The following is a 19,293-nucleotide window of genomic DNA, read 5'->3' as shown; positions in this document are numbered from 1 at the left end:
ACGGGCCTTACGGTTGCCCGGCCAGAAGTTCCCGGAGGAACGCTTCGGACTTCGCCCGCGCTTCCGGGGCCTCGACTTCACGCAGGACGGCGACCGACTGCCGGGCGAGTTCTAACGCCGCGGGTCGGTCGCCGGCGGCGAGTTCGAGCTCGGCCATTCGGCGCAAGGCCCGCCCCTCGCGGTTGCGGAAGCCCGTTCGCCGGTGAATACTGATCGCCCGCTGAAGGTACTCACGGGCCAGTCCGAACTGTCCCCGGCGGAGGGCGATCGTGCCCAGACCGCTGACGGCCTTCCCCTCGGCGTCCTCGTTCCCGAGTGTGCGGGCCTGTTCGGCGCTGGCTTCGAGGTGCGGCCCGGCCTCGTCGTACCGGCCGAGTTGAATGAGCGTGTCGCCGAGTTGATATCGGATCTCTCGTTCCAACGGCAAGTTCCCCAATTCCCGAGCGAGGGCGATCGACTCGTGGAAGAGGGCGATTGCCGCCGACCAATCTTTCTGAAACTTCGTGTTCTGCCCCAGGTAGACCAACGCCGTCGCTTCCCCGTTGCGGTCGCCGGCCGCCCGGTACCCTTCGACCGCCCGGCGGATGTACTGGTTCGCTTCGTCGTACCGGGCCAGGACCGTCAATTCCTTGCCCAACCGGGCGTGGGTCAAGGGGCGCTGAGCCGCCGCTGTGGGGTGGGCGTCGTACACGGCGAGTGCCCGCTGGAAGCTGCGGACGGCCTCTTCGTCGCGGCCGACGTGGCGGTACACGAACCCGAGGTAATCGTGTCCGAAGGCTTCCAGGGTCGGGTCGACTAGCCGCCGGGCGGCCTCCAGACTCTTTTCGCCCAGCGTGGCGGCGACCGGCCAGTGGCCCCGCGTGTTCCAGAAGAATTCCATGCCCTGGGCCAACTGCGGGATCAGCACCCAGTCGTCGTGCCGTTCGGCGAACTCGGCGGCGGCCACAATGTTCGGAAGTTGGTCGGCACACCACGTGAGGTACAACCGGGACCGCTCGCTGAACCGCGGGCCGGGGCGGACGTTGGCTTCCTGGGCCGCGAGGCACGCGGCCATCCCGCGGGCCGCCTGCAACTCGGCGGCGGCCGCGCCGCCCTTCGCACGGAGTTGTTCGTAAGCGTACTGGCGGATGAGCGGGTGGAGGGTGTAGAGTTGACCGCGGAACCGCCACAACGAGACGGCCACGAGTTCTTCCGCCGCGTCGTCGAATTCATCCGCCCGGGTGACGGCCGCCAACACGTCCGGGCCGAACCCGGTCGGCAGCACGCTGACGGTCCACAGCAGTTGGGCCGCGGCCGGCGAGAGTTCGGCGACCGACCCGGTCACGCCCGCCCGCGCACTCTGGTGGCGGTCGGGCCGGTTCGGATCGTTTCGGGCGTCGAGGACCGTCAACCCCTTTTGCAACTGATCGTACAACCGCTGCACCGGCGTGCGGGCCGCGCAGGCCGCGAGTAAGTCGACGCTCAGCGGGTGGTCCCCCACGGCGGCACAGAGTTGGTGCACGAGGCACTCGTCGAGCGCGTCCGCCACGCCGGCCTCGGCCACCCGGGTCTGGAACAACCGCACGGCGTCGTCGCGGGCGAGTTCGTGAACGGGCACCACCCGGCCCGCCAACCCCGCGGGAACCTCGCGGGTCGTGACGACGACGCGGGCCGGCGGCCGCACCGTCGAGAGCCAGCGTCGGAGTTCGACGTCCGCCGCAACCGTCTCGAAGTTGTCCAGGATCAAGATTGGGCGGCGGCCAAGAAGGTGGGCCGACACGCGCGGGATCAACGCCGCGAGGGGTTCCGTTTCGGCCCGCTCGCCGAAGAACACCTCGGCCGCTTGCCGCAGGCACTCGGCGAGGTCGGGTTTGGTTTCGCAGTTGATCCAACAGACCCCACCTGGGGCGTCGCCGGCCTGGTGCGTGTCGTGGGCGGCGGCCAGAACCAACGTGGTCTTCCCCATGCCGCCCTCGCCCATCAGAACGGTCACCCCGCCCGCGTGGAGGCGCTCGCGCAATTCGAGGAGCAACTCGTCGCGGCCGGTGACCCGCGGCGGCCGGGGCGGGAGGTTGTGCGGGGAGGCCGCGGATTCGCGAAGGGGTTGGGGCGTTTTTCCTTCGAAGAGCAATTCGAAGATCGGCACACGACCGATGCCCTTGAGGTCGCGGTGGCCGTGGGCGTGCGAGTGCGCCTTGTCGAGCATCGCCTGTTCGAGCAACGCACTCGTGGCGTTCGACAGGAGAATCTGATCGCCTTCGGCCAGGGCCGTCAGCCGGGCACCGTAATCGACTTCCTGGCCGACCAACCGCCCGGACCCGTCGGCGTCCGCGAGGGGTTCGCCGGTGTGGAGGCCCACCCGCACTTGGACGCGGCCGAGGGGCGTGACGATCGGCTCATCAAGGTGGGATTTCTGCACGCCGACCGCAAAGTGGGCCGCGTCCACGACGGACGCGAAGGCGAGGAAAAACGAGTCGCCGATTTGATCGACCAGCCTCCCGCGGAACTGGTCCCGCAGGGTCAGGATGCGCTTGCGGTGCGGGAATGTCGTTCAGGTACTGGCGGTTGCGGTCGTTGAGATCAGTCCCGCTGAGCGCGGCCTTCACCGCGGTTGAATTCACCAGGTCGGTAAACACCATCGTGAGCATGGCCCGGTTCCGGAGAAGGCACCGCCAACGGAAGACTCTCGGCCGATTGTAGGATCAAGATCCTCCTGGCGTTATCCGATTTCCCGGGCCTACCGTCGGTGGTTCCACTCCGCCGAGCGATACTTCTCGGCCGCGATTCGCGATGCGGCCGCCCTCTCTTCTTCCGTCCATTGCCCCTCAGTCCAATTCCAGCCCAATCCCGACTGCATCGCGTTGGCGAACCCGGGCATCACCTCGTCCGCCGGGACCGGCTTCGCCAACTCCGCGATGCCGGGCAGTTGCGGCGTGAGCGGACTCTGGCTGAGCAGGATCGTGCCGTGCTGGAGCAACGCGCCGCGCAGTTTCCGCTGCGCACTGCCGACGACCTTCGAGCCGCCGATCACCAGATCGCCCGGCGTGTGGTGCAGGAAGCACAGGCCGTCGCCGAGCTTCTTCTCCTCGCCGCAGACGACAGCGTGGGCTGGGATGCCGCGGGTGTGCAAGAAGTCGCGGAGCAAGTGGTGGACACGGCAAATCCAGTTCTCACCGCGGAGCGGTCCGACCGCACTCGCGGGCAGAGCGAACGAGTACGTGAGTTCGTGCGGGTGGTGGTGCAGGATGGCCGCCCCGCCCGACGCCCGCCGGACCCACGCCAACCCCGGCAATCGAACTTCAGCGGGTTGAAAGTAACCCAGACTCAGTGTCGGTTCCGACCAGCGGTAGAACCGGAACGACGCGACGTTCCGATCCGCGGCCGATTCCAGCATCGCTTCGTCGAGGGCCATCTGATCCGGACCGGCCGCGGTGACAAGCGGGAGGCGGCGGAGGGTCAACGTCATTCCCACGTCCTTCGTTGGTTGTTGTCGGGTCATTTTACCCCGCCGGCCGTCGGCCGCCATTGAGGCACGAAAATTGCCGCCTCCGAAGACTGAAACAGCCGTTTCGATCGTGGCGACCCGATGAGAAGGCTGCTAACCCTTCGAGAGTGAAACTGTGGGCTATCAACCCATCGAGAACTACGGCATCATCGGCAACATGCGGTCCGCGGCCCTCATCGGGCTGGACGGGTCGATCGACTGGCTGTGCCTGCCGCGGTTCGATTCGCCGAGCGTGTTCGGGGCCATCCTCGACGACGCGAAGGGCGGCCGATTCCGCATCGCCCCGCGGTTGGACGGCGGCCGGTACAAGCAGTTCTACTGGCCGGACACGAACGTACTCGTCACGCGGTTCTTGCACCCGAACGGAATACTCGAACTCATCGACTTCATGCCGGTGCCCGTGCCGGGCGATTCGTGTGAACACCAAGTTATCCGCCGCGTCCACGTCGTCACCGGCGAACTGCCCATTCAAGTGGAATGCCGGCCGGCGTTCGACTACGCTCGGTTCACGCACGCCACCTTGGAAGACGACTGCGGCATCCGGTTCGTCGGGCCGGGCATGGACCTCGTACTCTCCTCGCCCGAACCGTTGCGAATCGACGGACAAGGGGCCTTCGGTGACTTCACCCTGAAGGCCGGTGAGGAACGGACGTTCGTGCTCCAGTACCAACCGCCCGGGAAGAAAGGGGACGGCTGCCCGACGCCCGTGGGGTCGGCGGCCCTCTTCCAGCGGACGGTCGATTACTGGCAGCGGTGGTTGAAGAGGTGCACCTACACCGGCCGGTGGCGCGACCAAGTTTATCGGTCCGCGCTCGCCCTCAAGCTGCTGACCTACGAGCCGACCGGGGCGATCGTCGCGGCCGTGACGACGAGCCTTCCCGAAGGGATCGGCGGCGTGCGGAACTGGGACTACCGCTACACCTGGATTCGCGACGCGGCCTTCACGATCTACGCGCTGCTACGGATCGGGTTCACCGAGGAAGCGGTTCAGTTCAAAGGCTGGCTCCGCGACCGCTGGCGGAACCCGGACTCGCACTGCGACGGCCCACTGCAACTCATGTACGGCATCGACGGCCGGGCCGACTTGGACGAGTTTGAACTCTCGCACCTGGACGGGTACCGCGGGTCGAAGCCGGTGCGCATCGGCAACGGCGCGCACGGGCAGTTGCAACTCGACGTGTACGGCGAACTGATGGACGCCGTCTACCTCTACAACAAGTACGCCTCGCCGATCAACTACGACGAGTGGCTGCGGCTACGCGGCATGATCGACTGGGTCGCGGGCAACTGGCAACGACAGGACGAGGGGATCTGGGAGGTTCGCGGCGGGCGACGGAACTTCGTCTACTCGCGGGTGCTCTGCTGGGTCGCACTCGACCGCGGGCTGCGACTGGCCGACAAGCGGTCGTTCCCGGCAGATCGTGCCAAGTGGATCGCGGCCCGCGACGCCATTCTCGAAGAGGTGATGGACAAGGGCTGGCACAAGGACCGCAAGGCGTTCGTGCAGAGTTACGGGTCGGACGCCCTGGACGCCTCGCTTTTGCTCCTGCCGCTGGTGTTCTTCACCGCCCCGAACGACCCGCGGATGCTGAGCACGCTCGACGCAATTCGAACGCCGCTCCCGCAAGGCGGATTGGCGGCCGACGGGCTGATCTACCGCTACGACCCGGCCCTCGCCCCGGACGGCTTGCACGGCACGGAGGGCACGTTCAATATGTGCTCGTTCTGGCTGATCGAAGCCCTCACCCGTGCCGGGAAAACGGACGCGAAGTTGCTCGCCGAGGCTCGGCTGCGATTCGAGCAAATGCTGGGGTACGCGAATCACCTCGGCCTGTACGCCGAGCAGACCGGGGCGAGTGGCGAAGCCCTCGGCAACTTCCCTCAGGCGTTTACCCACCTGGGCCTGATCTCGGCGGCCTTCAACCTCGATCGGGCACTAAACAGCCGCGGCTACGGGGGCACCGGCTGATTTGACGCTGTATAATCACCCCATGACACCTCCGAAACGCCTGACCCTTCCGATGTGGCAGGATCGCTACGCCGCCCCGTTCGCGCCGACGACGGCCGCGGAAATGCACGCCCGCGGCTGGGACGCCGTGGACGTGGTGTTCGTCACCGGCGACGCCTACGTCGATCACCCGAGTTTCGCGATGGCGATTCTGCACCGGGCGTTGGAGCAGGCCGGGTTCCGCGTGGCGATCCTCAGCCAACCGCAGTGGACGAACTGCGAGGCGTGGCGACAGTTCGGCCGGCCGCGGTTGTTCTTCGCCGTCAGCGCGGGGAACATGGACTCGCTCATTAACCACTACACCGCCAACAAGAAGGTCCGCAACGATGACGCCTACTCGCCCGGCGGCCGCATCGGGTTGCGGCCGGATCGCGCGACGCTGGTTTACTCGCAGCGGTGTCGCGAGGCCTTCCCTGGCGTGCCGGTGATTGCCGGCGGCGTCGAGGCATCGTTACGGCGGCTCGCCCATTACGATTACTGGTCCGACACGGTCAAGCGATCGATCCTACTCGACAGCAAGGCCGACCTCGTCGCCTACGGCATGGGCGAAGTCAGCATCGTCGAGATCGCGAAGCGGTTGCAAGCCGGCCAGACGGTGAAGGACTTGCGCGACCTGCGCGGCGTTGCCTACGTGATGGGGGCGAAGGAGAGCGACGAGTTCAAAGCCCAGGGTCGGCCGACCCTGGGCTTTGCCCACACACTCATCCCCTCCTGCGAAGAGGTCAAATCGGACAAGTTCGCGTTCGCGGAAGCCACGCGCCTGATCCACCACAACACGAATCCGTTCAACGCGGCCACCTTGGTGCAGTTCCACGACCGGCAGGCCGTCGTGCAGAACCCGCCGTGCCTGCCGCTGTCGCAAGACCAGATGGACCGCTACTACGACCTGCCGTTCACCCGCCGGCCGCACCCGAGTTACACCGAGCCGATCCCCGCCCACGAGATGATTAAAGACTCGGTCACGATCATGCGCGGCTGCTTCGGCGGCTGCACGTTTTGCAGCATCACGGCCCACCAGGGGCGGATCATCCAGAATCGTTCCCAAGAGTCGATCCTGAAGGAAGCCGAGAAGATCGCGGCCGACCCGGACTTCAAGGGCGTCGTCAGTGACATCGGCGGGGCGACGGCGAACATGTACAAGATGCGCTGCACCCGGCCCGAGGTGGAAGCGAAGTGCAAGCGGCTGTCGTGCATCCACCCCGGCATCTGCAAGCTGCTCGGCACCGACCACGAGCCGACGATTCAACTGATGAAGAAGGTCCGCGAGACGCCGGGCATCCGTAAGGTGTTCGTCGCGTCCGGCATCCGCATGGACCTGGCGCAACTCTCGCCGAAGTACGTGAAGGAGTTGGCCGCCCACCACGTCGGCGGCCGACTGAAGGTTGCCCCGGAGCACACCAGCCCAACGGTGCTGGAGTTGATGAAGAAGCCGAGCATCGACAACTTCGGCGTCTTCGCCGAGCAGTTCCATGAAGCCTCGGCCGCGGCGGGCAAGCCAAAGCAACAGCTCGTGCCGTACTTCATCGCCAGCCACCCCGGCAGCACGGTCGCCGAGATGATCGACCTGGCCCTGTACCTGAAGCGCAACGGCTACCGCCCCGACCAGGTGCAGGACTTCATCCCCGCCCCGTTCGACATCGCGACCTGTCTTTACTACACCGGCATTGATCCGTTCACCAAGAAGCCGGTCGAGATCAAACGCGGTCTGAACGACCGCAAGATGCAACGCGCCCTGATGCAGTTCTTCAAGCCGGACAACTACTTCACCGTCCGCGAAGCGCTGATCGAAGCCGGCCGGGCCGACCTGATCGGCGGGTGCGACGGACTCATCCCCGCCCAACCCCCGAGGGAGGCGTTGGAGAAGCGCCGCAAGCAGGCTAACGAGGCCGTCCGAGGGGACCACTACCACTCCGTCGCCAACCCGGCCAAGGGCGAGAAGCCCGGCGAGCGGGGAGCGGAGCCGCCGAAGCCGACGGGCTACCGACCCGGCCGAAAGACGCAGCAGCGGCGGCCGGACAAGCGGAAGAAGTAGTCCGGCCCCCACGCCTCGACGAGACCTGCCCACCCATCAACTCACACCCGTCAAAAGCCGGCCTGCTCGCGGCGGCCGACGTCGCCCCTTCACGTGGCCGGCTTCACCCCGCGGCAAATTCACCCCACCGCAGAGCGGGAGTTGTTCGCCCTCGGCTACGGCATCACGAACGTGGTGCGGCGGGCGAGTGCCGCCGCGGACGAACTCGCCGACGCCGAGATGGTGGCCGGCGGGAAGCGACTGCGGGCGAAAGTGAAACGATACGCCCCGCGGTTCCTGGCGGTGCTCGGCATCGGAGCGTACCGGGTGGCCTTCGGCTTGCCGAAGGCGGACGTGGGACTCCAACCCGAGGCGATCGGCGGGACGCGAGTGTGGGTGCTGCCGAACCCGAGCGGGCTGAACGCCCACTACGCGGCGGGGAAACTGGCCGCGGTGTTCGCGGAACTGTTCGCGACGAGCCGGCCCGGTGTCTGACGTTTTCCGTAGCCCGGTCCGCACGTTCGTGGTAGACTGTCTCCTCCCGCCTGCCCCGTGAATGCCATGACACTTCGCCTCGTCGCCATTGTCATCCTCCTTGTCGCCGGCGTGTCGGGCCGGGCCGACACCCCGAAGGGCGTTGCGACGTTCGTGGAGGCGCACTGCGTCACCTGCCACGACGCGACCGCCAAGAAGGGCCGGCTCGACCTGACCGCCCTGGCTTACCGGCCGGACGATGCCGTGAACCGGGCGGCGTGGGTGAAGGTGTTCGACCGCGTTGCCGCCGGCGAGATGCCGCCGAAGGCCCGCACCCAGCCGGACGCCGGCGAGCGGACGGCGTTCACGGCCGCCTTGGGCGACTCGCTCACCGCCGCCGAGCGGGGGCGGGCCGCCCGCGACGGCCGGGCCGTCGCCCGCCGACTGAACCGCACCGAGTACGAGTACGCCGTCCGCGACCTGCTCGGTTCCCCGTGGCTACAGGTGAAGGACTTCCTGCCCGAAGACGGCATCGCGCACCACTTCAACAAGTCGGCCGCGGCCCTCGACGTGTCGCACGTGCAGGTGGCCCGCTACTTGGAGGCGGCCGACTACGCCCTGCGGCAAGCCGTCGGCCCGGCCGCGCGGCCGGACGCCGGGCCGACCCGGTTCTACGCCCGCGAGCAAACCACCTTCACCCGCAAGTTCGCGTTCAGCGCGTTCAACCAGGCCCCGGAGCGGGCCACCTTCCCGACGCTCGGGTACGCCGGCCAGCCGGACGTGCGGAGCGGCAAGGCCCCCGTCACCGTCGGCAAGGCCGACCCGACGACGCGGGAACTCGAAGGCGTCGGGCTGCCGTGCGGGGCGTACGAGCCGGTCGAACCGAAGTTCAACCAGTTCAAGGCCCCGACCGCCGGCCGGTACAAGCTGCGGTTCAACGCTCACGCCGTGTGGATCGGGCCGAACGGCCACCAGCCGAACAAGCCGCCGGTGTGGAACGTCCCCGACCTGGACACGATCTCGAAGGGGCGCCGGTCGGAGCCGGTGACGGTGTACGGCGAGACGCCGCCGCACCAACTCCGCCGGCTCGGCGCGTTCGACGCGACGCTGGACGCGGCCGTCCACGAATTGGACGTGTACCTCTTGGCCGGCGAGACGATCCGGCCGGACGCCAGCCGCCTGTTCCGGTCGCGGCCGGGCGACGTGCGGTGGATCAATCCGCTGGCCGAGAAGGACGGGCAGCCGGGCGTCGTGTACCGTTGGCTGGAGGTGGAAGGCCCGCTGTACGACCAGTGGCCGCCGGCCGGGAATCGCGTTCTCTTCGGCGACGGCAACGAAACGGACCCGGCGAAGCTGCTGGCCGACTTCGCCCGCCGCGCGTACCGCCGGCCGGTGAGCGACGCGGAGGCGGTCCGGTTCTTGCCGCTGATCCAGAAGGAACGGGACGCCGGACGACCACTCCGCGAGGCGGTGCTGACGGGGTACACGGCGGTGCTGTGCTCCCCGGAGTTCCTGACGACGCACGAGACGCCGGGCAAGCTGGACGACCACGCCGTCGCCGCCCGGCTGGCCCTGTTCCTGGGGAACTCCGCCCCGGACGCCGAACTCCGCGGCCTCGCCGCCGCCGGCAAGCTCCGCGACCCAGCCGTCTTGCGGGCGCAGACCGAGCGGCTGTTGAACGACCCGAAGGCAACGCGGTTCGTGGCCGCCTTCCTCGACTACTGGCTGGACCTCCGCCACCTGTCGGTCAACAGCCCGGATGCCACGCTGTACGCCGACTACAACCTGGACGACCTGCTGACCGAGTCGGCCCTGTTCGAGACGCAGGCGTTCTTCACGGAACTGATTCGCGGCGACCTGCCGGCCCGCAACCTCGTGGCGTCCGACTTCGTGACGGTGAACGAGCGGCTGGCGGTCCACTACGGCATTCCGGGCGTCGAAGGGGTGCAAATTCGCAAGGTGCCGCTGCCGCCGGGGAGCGTCCGCGGCGGCCTGCTGGCGCAGGCGAGCGTGCTGGCGGTGACGGCCAACGGCACGACCACGTCGCCCGTGCTCCGTGGGGCGTGGGTGATGGACCGCGTCCTCGGCAAGCCGTCGCCCCCGCCGCCGCCGGTGCCGGCCGTCGAGCCGGACCTGCGGGGGCTGACCACCATCCGCGAACAACTCGCCAAGCACCGCGACCAGGCGAGTTGTGCCGCCTGCCACAAGAACATCGACCCGCCGGGGTTCGCCCTGGAGTCGTTCGACGTGATGGGCGGGTTCCGCGACCGCTACCGGGCGACGGCCGGGCCGAAGGACGACCGCGCTCCCGGCCGCGGCAAGAACGGCCAGCCGTTCGGCCACAAGTTCGGGCCGAAGGTAGATGCGTCCGGCGAACTGCCCGATGGCCGACGGTTCGCCGACGTGAACGAGTTCAAAAAACTGCTGCTGGCCGACGAAGAACAGATCGCCCGCAACCTGGTTCAGCAACTGGTGGTGAGCGCGACCGGCGCGCCGGTCGGGTTCGCCGACCGGGCCGAGGTCGAGGCCATCCTGAAGCGAACCGCGGCCGGCGGGTACGGCGTCCGCGGCCTGATTCACGCCGTCGTGCAGAGCGACCTGTTCCTGACGAAATAACCCCACCGGAGCCGCCGATGTTCGCGTCCACCCGCCCGCCGCTGTCCCGCCGCACGTTCCTGCGCGGGGTCGGCGTCGGCCTCGCGCTGCCGCTGCTCGACGTCATGGCCCCGGCCGTCGCCCGTGCGGCCGAGGCACCCGAAACGCCGCGGCGGATGTTCGGCATCTGCAACAACCTCGGCCTGTTGCCGCAACACTTCTTCCCGGAGAAGGCCGGCCGGGACTACGCCGCCCCGGCGTATCTGGAACTGTTGAAGGCGCACAAATCCGAGTTCACGGTGTTCAGCGGCGTCAGCCACCCGGACGTGGACGGCGGGCACCCGGCCGACAACTGCTTCCTGACAGCCGCCCCGCACCCGTCGAGCGGCGGGTTCCGCAACTCCATCTCGCTCGACCAGTACGTGGCCGAGCGGATCGGCCACAAGACGCGGTTCGCGTCGCTGACGCTCGGCGTGAACGTCAGCCCCGGTATGCGGAGCCTGTCGTGGACTGGGGCGGGCGTGCTCATCCCGTGCGAGTCGAGCGCGGCGGCCGTGTTCCGCCGCATGTTCGTCCGCGGCACGCCGGCCGAAGTCGAGGCGCAGGTGCGGAAGCTAGACGGCGGCCGCAGCATCCTGGACGCCGTCGGCGGGCAGGCGGCCGACTTAAAGAAGGACCTGCCGGCCGGCGACCGCGACCGACTCGATCAGTACTTCACCAGCGTGCGGGACATGGAGCGGCGGCTGGCTGTGGCGAAGGAATGGGAGCGGAAGCCCAAGCCCAAGCCGCCCGGCCCGGCCCCGACTGACGCGGCCGACCCGCGGGAGTACATGGACCGCGTTCGGCTCATGTACGACATGGCCCGGCTGGCGTTCGAGACGGACAGCACCCGGTGCGTCACGCTCATGCTGGACAGCGTCAACTCGCCGGTCATCGACCTGCCCGAGACGAAGCTGACGGAAGCGTACCACAACCTGTCGCACCACGGCAAGTCGCCGGCCAAGCTGGCCCAACTGAAGGCCATCGACGAGGCCCACATGCGGCTCCTGGCCGACCTGTTCGCCGGCCTGCGAACGGCGAAGGAGGGCGGCCGCCCGCTACTCGACCGGACGATGGTGCTGTACGGCTCCAACCTCGGCAACGCGAGCACGCACGTGACGACGAACCTGCCGGTGCTGTTGGCCGGCGGCGGGTTCAAGCACGCCGGCCATCTCGCGTTCGACCGCGAGCGGAACTACCCGCTGCCGAACCTGTTCGTGTCGATGCTCCAGCGGTTGGGCCTGTCGGCCGACAAGTTCGCCTCTTCGACCGGCACCTTCCGCGGGCTGGAACTGGCGGGGTGAAGTCCAGCCGCCGAATGTAGCCGCAGACTTTAGCCTGCGTGAGCATCCCACCGGCGAGCGACCCTGTGGCGCATGGGGAGGCGTCCGGGGTGGACGTCTTTCGCAGGCTAAAGCCTGCGGCTACAGCAAAACCGCGTCACCGGATCGGGGGCTGCGACGCAAAATAATCTCAATTTCCGCGTGCGCTTCACCCCCTTCCGTGCTTCTTGTGTGTGTTCCTCCCACCGACTCCGAGTCTTTCGGCATGCACCGCCTTCTCGTTCCGACCCTGCTCGCCGTCGTCGCCCTCCTGCCCCGTGCGGCCGCGGACGACGCTTTCGAGAAGACCGTTCGCCCGATCCTGACCGAAAGCTGCCTCCGCTGCCACGGCCCGGACAAGCAGAAGGGCGGGCTGCGGGTCGATTCCCGCGAAGCCCTCTTGAGCGGCGGCGAGAGTGGCCCGGCCGTCGTTCCCGGCCAGCCGGCCGACAGCCTGTTGGTGAAGGCCCTGCACCACGACGACCTCAAGATGCCGCCGGCCAAGAAGCTGCCCGACGAGCAGATCGCGGCCCTCACGCAGTGGGTGAAGGACGGGGCGAAGTGGGGGGCGGCCAAGACCGGCGGGGCGGCCGGGCACGCGGCCCGCAAGCCCGGCAACATCACCGACGCCGACCGCGCGTGGTGGGCGTTCCAGCCGCCGAAGCGGGTGGACGCGCCGAAGACCGGGCACCCGATCGACGCCTTCCTGACCGCGCGGCTCGAAAAAGAGGGACTGTCACCGGCCGCCGAGGCCGACCGGCACACCCTCGTCCGCCGCGTCACCTTCGACCTGACCGGCCTACCGCCGACGCCCGACGAGGTGGCCGCCTTCGTTGAGGATCAGTCGGCCGACGCTTACGAGAAGCTGGTCGATCGCCTGCTCGCCAGCCCGCGGTATGGGGAGCGACAGGCGCGGGCGTGGCTGGACCTCGTCCGGTACGCCGAGAGCGACGGCTACCGCGCCGACTTCGCCCGCCCGCACGCCTGGAAGTACCGCGATTACGTCGTCCGGGCTTTCAACGCCGACAAGGGGTACGACCGCTTCCTCACCGAGCAACTGGCCGGCGACGAGACGTTCCCCGGCGACCCGGACGCGCTCGTCGCCACCGGGTTCCTGCGGATGTGGCCGTACGAGTACAACCAGCGGGACGTCCGCGGCCAGTGGGCGGCCATCCAGAACGACCTCACCGACGTGGCCGCCGACGCCGTGCTCGGCCTCGGCATGGGTTGCGCCCGCTGCCACGACCACAAGTTCGACCCCATCTTGCAGAAGGACTACTTCGCCCTCCAGGCGTTCTTCGCCGGCCTCCGGTTCGCCGACGAGCCGGTGTTCGCCGACTCCGCCGCGCGGGCCGAGCACGGCCGCCAACTTGCCGCGTGGGAGGAGAAGACGGCCGCCCTGCGGACGCAAATCGACGCCCTGCTCGACCCGGTTCGCAAGAAGGAAATGGAGTCGTCGAAGCGGCGGTTCCCGCCGGACATCGAGGCCGTCCTCGACAAGCCGGCGGCCGACCGCACGCCCGGCGAACAGCAACTGTACGACCTGGCGTACCGGCAGGTGCAGTACGAGTATGACCGTGCCCCGACCAAACTCAAGGCGCAGCAGAAGACCGAGTACGAGCGGCTGAAGAAGGAGTTGGACGCGCTGGCCGAGCCGCCCAGCCCGCTGGCGATGGTATCGCGCGACCTCGGCCCCATCGCCGCCGAGACGGTCGTACCGGGCGGGCGGAAGAAGGCGGTGCCCGTCGAGCCGGCGTTCCCGACCGTCCTCGGCCAGCCGCCGCCGCTCGTATCGCCGTCCGCGACTTCGACCGGCCGGCGGGCGGCCCTGGCGAAGTGGCTGACGCGGCCGGACCACCCGCTGACGGCCCGCGTCGCCGTGAACCGGCTGTGGCAGGGGCACTTCGGCGTCGGGCTGGTGGCCACGCCGAGCGACTTCGGCACCCTGGGCGAAAAGCCGACGCACCCGGAACTCCTCGACTGGCTGGCGGTCGAACTCGTCGAGCACGGGTGGAGCCTAAAGCACCTGCACCGCCTCGTCGTCACGTCCGCGGCCTACCGGCGGGCGTCGGTCGGGGCAGCAAAGACGGCCGACGTCGAGAACCGACTGCTCGGCCGCATGACGGTCCGCCGGTTGGACGCCGAACAGGCCCGCGACGCGATGCTGGCCGTGAGCGGCGAACTGAAACTCGACGCCGGCGGCCCGGCAGTGCCGGCCGACAAGCCGCGGCGGTCGGTCTACACCCGCGCCCATCGCAACGCCCCCGACGCGCTCCTGGCGTCGTTCGACGCGGCCGACGGGCTATCGAGTTGCGCCCGCCGCAACGTCACCGTCACCCCGACGCAGTCGTTGCTCTTGCTGAACGGCCCCGGCCCGTTGGCCCGCGCCGCCGCGTTCGCTGCCCGCGTCATGCCGGCCGACGGCAAGGACTTGCCGAAGGGCGTGGACGCGGCCTACCGGCTGGCGTTCGGCCGCCCGCCCACGCCTACCGAGGCGGCCGCCGCCCGCGAGTTCCTCCGCCAGCAGGTCGGCGTCGCGTCCGGCAAGGCGGTCACGCCCGACGGCCGCAAGAAGGCGTGGACCGACTTCTGCCACGCCCTGCTGAACGCCAACGAGTTCCTGTACGTGGACTGATTGCGGAAGTGCGGAGTGTGGAATTCGGAGTTCGGAGTTAAAAACAAGCCGATCACGGAGTGCGTTCGATGTCCTTTCCATCCGCGATTTCTCGTCGAGATGCCCTCATCCGCGGCGGGGCCGGCTTCGGCGGTGTCGCCCTATCGTGGCTGCTCGGCGAGGGCGGCCGGGCCGCGACGCCCGCCGATCCGCTCGCGGCCAAACCGGGGCACCACAAGGGGAAGGCGAAGAGCGTCATCTTCCTATTCATGGAGGGCGGGCCGAGCCACATCGACCTGTTCGACCCGAAGCCGGAACTGGACAAGCTGCACGGCCAACAACTGCCGAAGTCGTTCAAGCCGGTCATCCTGGCGATGGGCGAGAACGACGCGCCGCTCATGGGCACCAAGCGGACGTTCAAGCGGTACGGCCAAGGCGGGCTGTGGTTCTCCGACTGGTTGCCGCACATGGCCACGTGCGCCGACGATTTGGCGGTGGTGCGGTCGTGCTGGGCCGACGGCATCAACCACAGCGGCGGCGTCTGCCAGATGAACACCGGCAGCATCCTCGCTGGCCGGCCGTCGTTGGGCAGTTGGGCGAGCTACGGCCTGGGCACCGAGAACACCAACCTGCCGGCGTTCGTGGTCATGCAGGACACCACCACGAGCGTCGTGAACGGGCCGCGGAACTGGGGGGCGGGGTTCATGCCGGCCGTCTACCAGGGGACGCGACTCGACGGCGGCAAGCAGCCGATCCCGAACCTGCACACCCCGCCGGCCGTCGGCGACGAGCGGCAGCGGCAGAAGCTCGACTTCCTCGCCCAACTGAACCGCAAGCACGCCGACGACCGGCCGGAGCAGAGTGAACTGGACGCCCGCATCCGCGCCTACGAACTCGCCTTCCGCATGCAGGCCGAAGCGCCGGAGGCGGTGGACCTGTCGAAGGAGACGGCCGAAACTCTGGCACTGTACGGGGCCGACCAGAAGGAGACCGAGGCGTTCGGCCGGCAGTGCCTACTGGCCCGCCGGCTGGTCGAGCGCGGGGTGCGGTTCGTGCAACTGTACCACGGGGCCGGCAGCAAGTGGGACTCGCACTCGGGCCTGGAGAAGAATCATGGGGCGTTGTGCCGGAGCATGGACAAGCCGGTGGCCGGGCTACTGGCGGACCTGAAGCGGCGGGGGTTGCTGGACAGCACGCTGGTGGTGTGGGGCGGGGAGTTCGGCCGCACGCCGCAAAGCGAACAGGGCAACGGCCGCGACCACAACCCGTACGGGTTCACGATGCTCATGGCCGGGGCCGGCGTGAAGGGCGGCCGCACCCACGGCGCGACCGACGACCTCGGCCTGTACGCGGTCGAGGACCGGCTGCACGTCCACGACCTGCACGCCACCTGGTTGCACCTGATGGGCGTGGACAACATGAAGCTCGTCTACAAGCACAAAGGCCGGCCGGAACGGCCGACTCTCAACGAGGGCGAGCCGTTCCGCAAACTGATCGAGGGGTAAGCGGTTCTTGGCTCGCCAAGTTAGTCCGCGAGCAACTCGGCGACGCCGCCGCGGACGCCCGCCAGCAAAGCCCCGCCGTCGCCGCGGAACAGGAGCGGCGAGCGGTACTCGCCGAGCGACGCGCGGACGTTGCCGGTCCGTGGGTCGAGGAACTTCAGTTCGCCCGGCGTGTCGAGCGAGAAGTGCCCGCTGGCCGTCGCCAGGGTGCGACCGTCCGGCGAGTACGCCACCGAATAGACCCAGTTCGTGTACCCGCCCACCACGACCGGCGGCCCGTCGCCGTCCAGGTCCCAGACGCGGACGGTGCGGTCGCGGCCGCCCGTCGCTAGCCGCTTGCCATCCGGCGCGAACGCCACCGCCAGTGCCCAATTCGTGTGCCCCGTCAGCACCGCCTTCGGCCCGCCGGTCCTCGCATCCCACAGCCGGACGTTGTGGTCCTCGCCGCCGGTGGCGACGGTCGAGCCGTCCGGCGAGAGGGCGATGCACAGCAGCCCGGCCGGCTGCGCCGCGGTCGTCGCGACGAGCTTCCGCCCGGCCACGTCCCACACGCGGGCTGTGCCGTCAGCAGATGCCGACACGAGGGTCCGGCCGTCGGCCGAAAACGCCACCCCGATCGGCCGGGCGGTGTGCCCGATCAGCCGGCCGACTTCGGCGAAGGCCGCGTCGCGGAACATGATGTCGCCATTGTCGGTGCCGTGAGCCAGCAGCGTGCCGTTCGGTGCGAACGCCACCGCCTGCAGCGGCTGATGGGAAACGGCATGTGTGATTCCCGGCCCGCGGTCCGGCGGCCAGAGCGTGAGGCGGCCGCTACCGTCCCCGGCGGCGAACCGGCCGTCGGCCGCCAGGGCCACGGCTGCCACGGGCGAATCAGTCGCGAATGCCGGCCGCGGGGCGAGGACCGGAATGCGGTACGACACCAGCCGGCCGGCCGCGGTGCCTTGAACGACCCGGTCGCCGCGGAAGGCGACCGCCGTGCCCCGCGCGTGCATCAGATTCGTCAACTCGTTGCCGGCCGCGCCCCAGAACTTCAGATACGAGTCGAGGCCGGTCGTCGCGAGCAGTCCGGACGGGGCGAACGCCACCCCGCGGACGGCGTACAGGTGCCCGCCGAGTCCGCGGCTCGTCCCGTCGGCCACGGCCCACACCCGCGCCTCGCCGTCCGCCCCGCCGACCGCCACCGACCCGCCGTCCGGCGAGAACGCCAGCGCGTGAACGGTCCCCTTTCGGCCGACCAACTCTCGTTCCACAACTCCGTCGGCGGTCCGCACAACGCGGACCGTGCCGTCCTCCCCACCGACGGCGAAGTGGCCGCCCCCCGGCGCGACGGCGACGGCGGTCAACAGGGTCGGCGAAACCGTGTGCCGGACCGGGTCCGCGGCACCGCCCGCCCACACGATCGCCGCGCCGTCGCCGCACACCGCGACGAGCGTGTCCTTGTCGGCGGCGAGGTCACGAACGGCCGCGGCGACGACCCGCGGCGGCGCGGCCAGGGCCGACAACTCGCGGAAGTGAACGGCCGCGTCGGTCCCAGCCGAGACGACCCAGCGGTTCGACCGCACGGCCAGCGCCGCGACGCCGCCGGGGTGCGCGAGCACGGCGTCTGCCGGGCGGTTCGGCCAGTCGGCCCACACCTTCACCAACCCGTCGGTGCCGGCCGTGACTAGCCGGCCGTCGGGCAGCGGGATCACCCGCACGACCTCGCCGTCGTGCGCGGGCAGCGTCCGCTCATCGAGCCGGCACTGGCGATCGAAGTATCGCCAGGTGAAGTCTCGCAACTCAGGCGGGCAGGTGCGTTCGTCGGCGAGCAACCCGCGGGCGCGGATCGGTTCGCGGGCGGCGAGGTGCGGCAGTTGCGTGAGTTGCAGCGCGTACAGTGCCCGTCTAGTGTCGTCGAGTTGCCGCTCGGCCGCGTCCTTCTGCAACCCCACGTCGGCGCGAAGCCCCTCCGCGACTTGCAACGCCTGCCCCAGCCGATGAGCGTGGTACGCGCTGCCCGCGGTGATGCCGACCGCGGCGAGCGCCGTCGCTCCGATGGCGGCGGCCGCGGCCGGACGGCGGGCGGCCCACCGCGCCGCGGCCGTCAGCGGCCCGACCGGCCGGGCGGCGAGCGGGCGGCCGTCGAGGAACCGCCGCAGGTCGGCGGCGAGGTCGGCGGCGGTCGCGTACCGCCCCTCGGGCCGCTTCTCCAGGCACTTCAGGCAGATCGTCGCCAGGTCGCGGGGGCAGTCGGGCCGTGCGCGGTGCGGGGCCGGCGGCGGCTCGTACAGCACGTTCAACAGCGTCCGGGCGGTCGGCTGCGGGTCGAACGGCGGCGTGCCGGTCAGGAGTTCGTACAGCACGCCGCCGAGTGCGTACACGTCGGCGGGCGGGCCAGCGTGGTGGGCCGCCCCGGCCGCCTGCTCCGGGGCCATGTACCCGAGCGTGCCGAGGACGTCGCCCGTCCGCGTCCCCCGCGACGCCGAGCCGACGGCCTTCGCCAGCCCGAAGTCCGTCACCTTCGGGAACAGCGCGAAGCTCGCGTCCTGGGTCTTCGACTCCGCACTGCTCAACAAGATGTTCGCCGGCTTCAAGTCGCGGTGGACGACGCCGCGGGTGTGGGCGTAGTGGACGGCGGCGGCGACGAGTTCGACCACGCGGGCGGCGTCGCGAACGTTGGTGCCGGGGCCGACGACGGCGGCCAGGGTCGGCCCGTCCACGTACTCCATCGCCAGGAACGGCCGCCCGTCGGCGACGCCGGCCTCGTAAAGCTTCACCAAGTTCGGGTGGTCGAGCCGGGCCAGCACCTCGGCCTCGCGGCGGAATTCGTCCAGGTCGTGCGGGGCGGAATACTCGCCGGACAGGAGCAACTTGACCGCGGCAGTGCGGCCGTCGCGGGTGTCGCGGGCCTCGTACACCGCCCCCCGGCCGCCGCGGCCGAGTTCGCGGATCAGTTCGTACGGCCCGACCTGCTTCCCGGTCCGCGGGGTGGCGGCCGGGCCGTGGACGGCGCGGTGGACGGCGAACTGCTCCTCCAGCGGCCCGCGGAGGTGCGGGAAGCGGGCGAGGAAGTCGTCGGCCCGCGGGGCCTCGCCGAGTTCCTCGCGGCACACGAACTCGGCGTACACCAGTTCGACCGCCGCGTCCTCGTCGTCGGTCGGCAGGACGTACTCCTCAGCCCGCGCCGGCAGCCCGCCGCGGAGTCGGGCTTCGAGGCGGGCGGACCGGCGGCGGGCGGGTTCGGGGGGTGGGGTCACGGTCGTTT

General features: G+C 69.6%; 10 protein-coding genes. 7 read left to right on the top strand and 3 right to left on the bottom strand.

Annotated features, from left to right (window positions below; all coding sequences use genetic code 11):
• Window positions 1-7 precede the first annotated feature (7 nt).
• Complete coding sequence (locus PX52LOC_RS09435) at window positions 8-2,497, bottom strand: tetratricopeptide repeat protein (RefSeq protein ID WP_261368407.1); 2,490 nt, start codon at window positions 2,495-2,497, stop codon at window positions 8-10.
• Between the two features lie 219 nt (window positions 2,498-2,716).
• Entirely contained in the window at window positions 2,717-3,445 is a 729-nt protein-coding gene (locus tag PX52LOC_RS09430) for a lipoate--protein ligase family protein (RefSeq protein WP_149109861.1), read from the bottom strand.
• Window positions 3,446-3,599: 154 nt separating this feature from the next.
• On the opposite strand from PX52LOC_RS09430, the gene PX52LOC_RS09425 reads away from it, so the two are divergent.
• From PX52LOC_RS09425 to PX52LOC_RS09395, 7 genes are all read left to right on the top strand, one after another.
• Window positions 3,600-5,453 carry a glycoside hydrolase family 15 protein gene (locus PX52LOC_RS09425; RefSeq protein WP_149109860.1) on the top strand — a complete coding sequence of 618 codons (1,854 nt, stop codon included), beginning with the start codon at window positions 3,600-3,602 and terminating at the stop codon, window positions 5,451-5,453.
• A gap of 22 nt (window positions 5,454-5,475) precedes the next feature.
• Window positions 5,476-7,524, top strand: coding sequence for a YgiQ family radical SAM protein (locus PX52LOC_RS09420; RefSeq protein ID WP_149109859.1), 2,049 nt, complete (start codon window positions 5,476-5,478; stop codon window positions 7,522-7,524).
• Between the two features lie 93 nt (window positions 7,525-7,617).
• Window positions 7,618-7,998 (top strand): mismatch-specific DNA-glycosylase, encoded by a 381-nt coding sequence (locus tag PX52LOC_RS09415; protein ID WP_149109858.1) that lies wholly within the window; start codon window positions 7,618-7,620, stop codon window positions 7,996-7,998.
• Window positions 7,999-8,064: 66 nt separating this feature from the next.
• Window positions 8,065-10,593 carry a DUF1592 domain-containing protein gene (locus PX52LOC_RS09410; protein ID WP_149109857.1) on the top strand — a complete coding sequence of 843 codons (2,529 nt, stop codon included), beginning with the start codon at window positions 8,065-8,067 and terminating at the stop codon, window positions 10,591-10,593.
• A 17-nt stretch (window positions 10,594-10,610) separates the two neighbouring features.
• A complete protein-coding gene (locus tag PX52LOC_RS09405) occupies window positions 10,611-11,915 on the top strand; it encodes a DUF1552 domain-containing protein (protein ID WP_149109856.1) in 1,305 nt (434 codons plus the stop codon).
• Window positions 11,916-12,159: 244 nt separating this feature from the next.
• Window positions 12,160-14,568, top strand: a complete 2,409-nt coding sequence (locus PX52LOC_RS09400) for a PSD1 and planctomycete cytochrome C domain-containing protein (protein ID WP_149109855.1) — start codon at window positions 12,160-12,162, stop codon at window positions 14,566-14,568.
• A gap of 68 nt (window positions 14,569-14,636) precedes the next feature.
• Window positions 14,637-16,052, top strand: a complete 1,416-nt coding sequence (locus PX52LOC_RS09395) for a DUF1501 domain-containing protein (protein WP_149109854.1) — start codon at window positions 14,637-14,639, stop codon at window positions 16,050-16,052.
• Between the two features lie 20 nt (window positions 16,053-16,072).
• Here the strand turns inward: PX52LOC_RS09395 and PX52LOC_RS09390 are convergent, their stop codons facing one another.
• Window positions 16,073-19,285, bottom strand: a complete 3,213-nt coding sequence (locus PX52LOC_RS09390) for a protein kinase domain-containing protein (protein WP_149109853.1) — start codon at window positions 19,283-19,285, stop codon at window positions 16,073-16,075.
• Window positions 19,286-19,293: the final 8 nt, after the last annotated feature.

It is taken from the genome of Limnoglobus roseus (genome assembly GCF_008254045.1).
Classification (GTDB): Bacteria; Planctomycetota; Planctomycetia; order Gemmatales; family Gemmataceae; genus Limnoglobus; species Limnoglobus roseus.
This window is presented reverse-complemented; position numbering and strand designations above follow the sequence as displayed.

Bases quoted from the DNA above. Each gene is read 5' to 3' on its own strand.
- PX52LOC_RS09430 (WP_149109861.1), bottom strand. From the start codon at position 3,445: ATGACGTTGACCCTCCGCCGCCTCCCGCTTGTCACCGCGGCCGGTCCG.
- PX52LOC_RS09420 (WP_149109859.1), top strand. From the start codon at position 5,476: ATGACACCTCCGAAACGCCTGACCCTTCCGATGTGGCAGGATCGCTAC.
- PX52LOC_RS09410 (WP_149109857.1), top strand. From the start codon at position 8,065: ATGACACTTCGCCTCGTCGCCATTGTCATCCTCCTTGTCGCCGGCGTG.
- PX52LOC_RS09405 (WP_149109856.1), top strand. From the start codon at position 10,611: ATGTTCGCGTCCACCCGCCCGCCGCTGTCCCGCCGCACGTTCCTGCGC.
- PX52LOC_RS09400 (WP_149109855.1), top strand. From the start codon at position 12,160: ATGCACCGCCTTCTCGTTCCGACCCTGCTCGCCGTCGTCGCCCTCCTG.
- PX52LOC_RS09395 (WP_149109854.1), top strand. From the start codon at position 14,637: ATGTCCTTTCCATCCGCGATTTCTCGTCGAGATGCCCTCATCCGCGGC.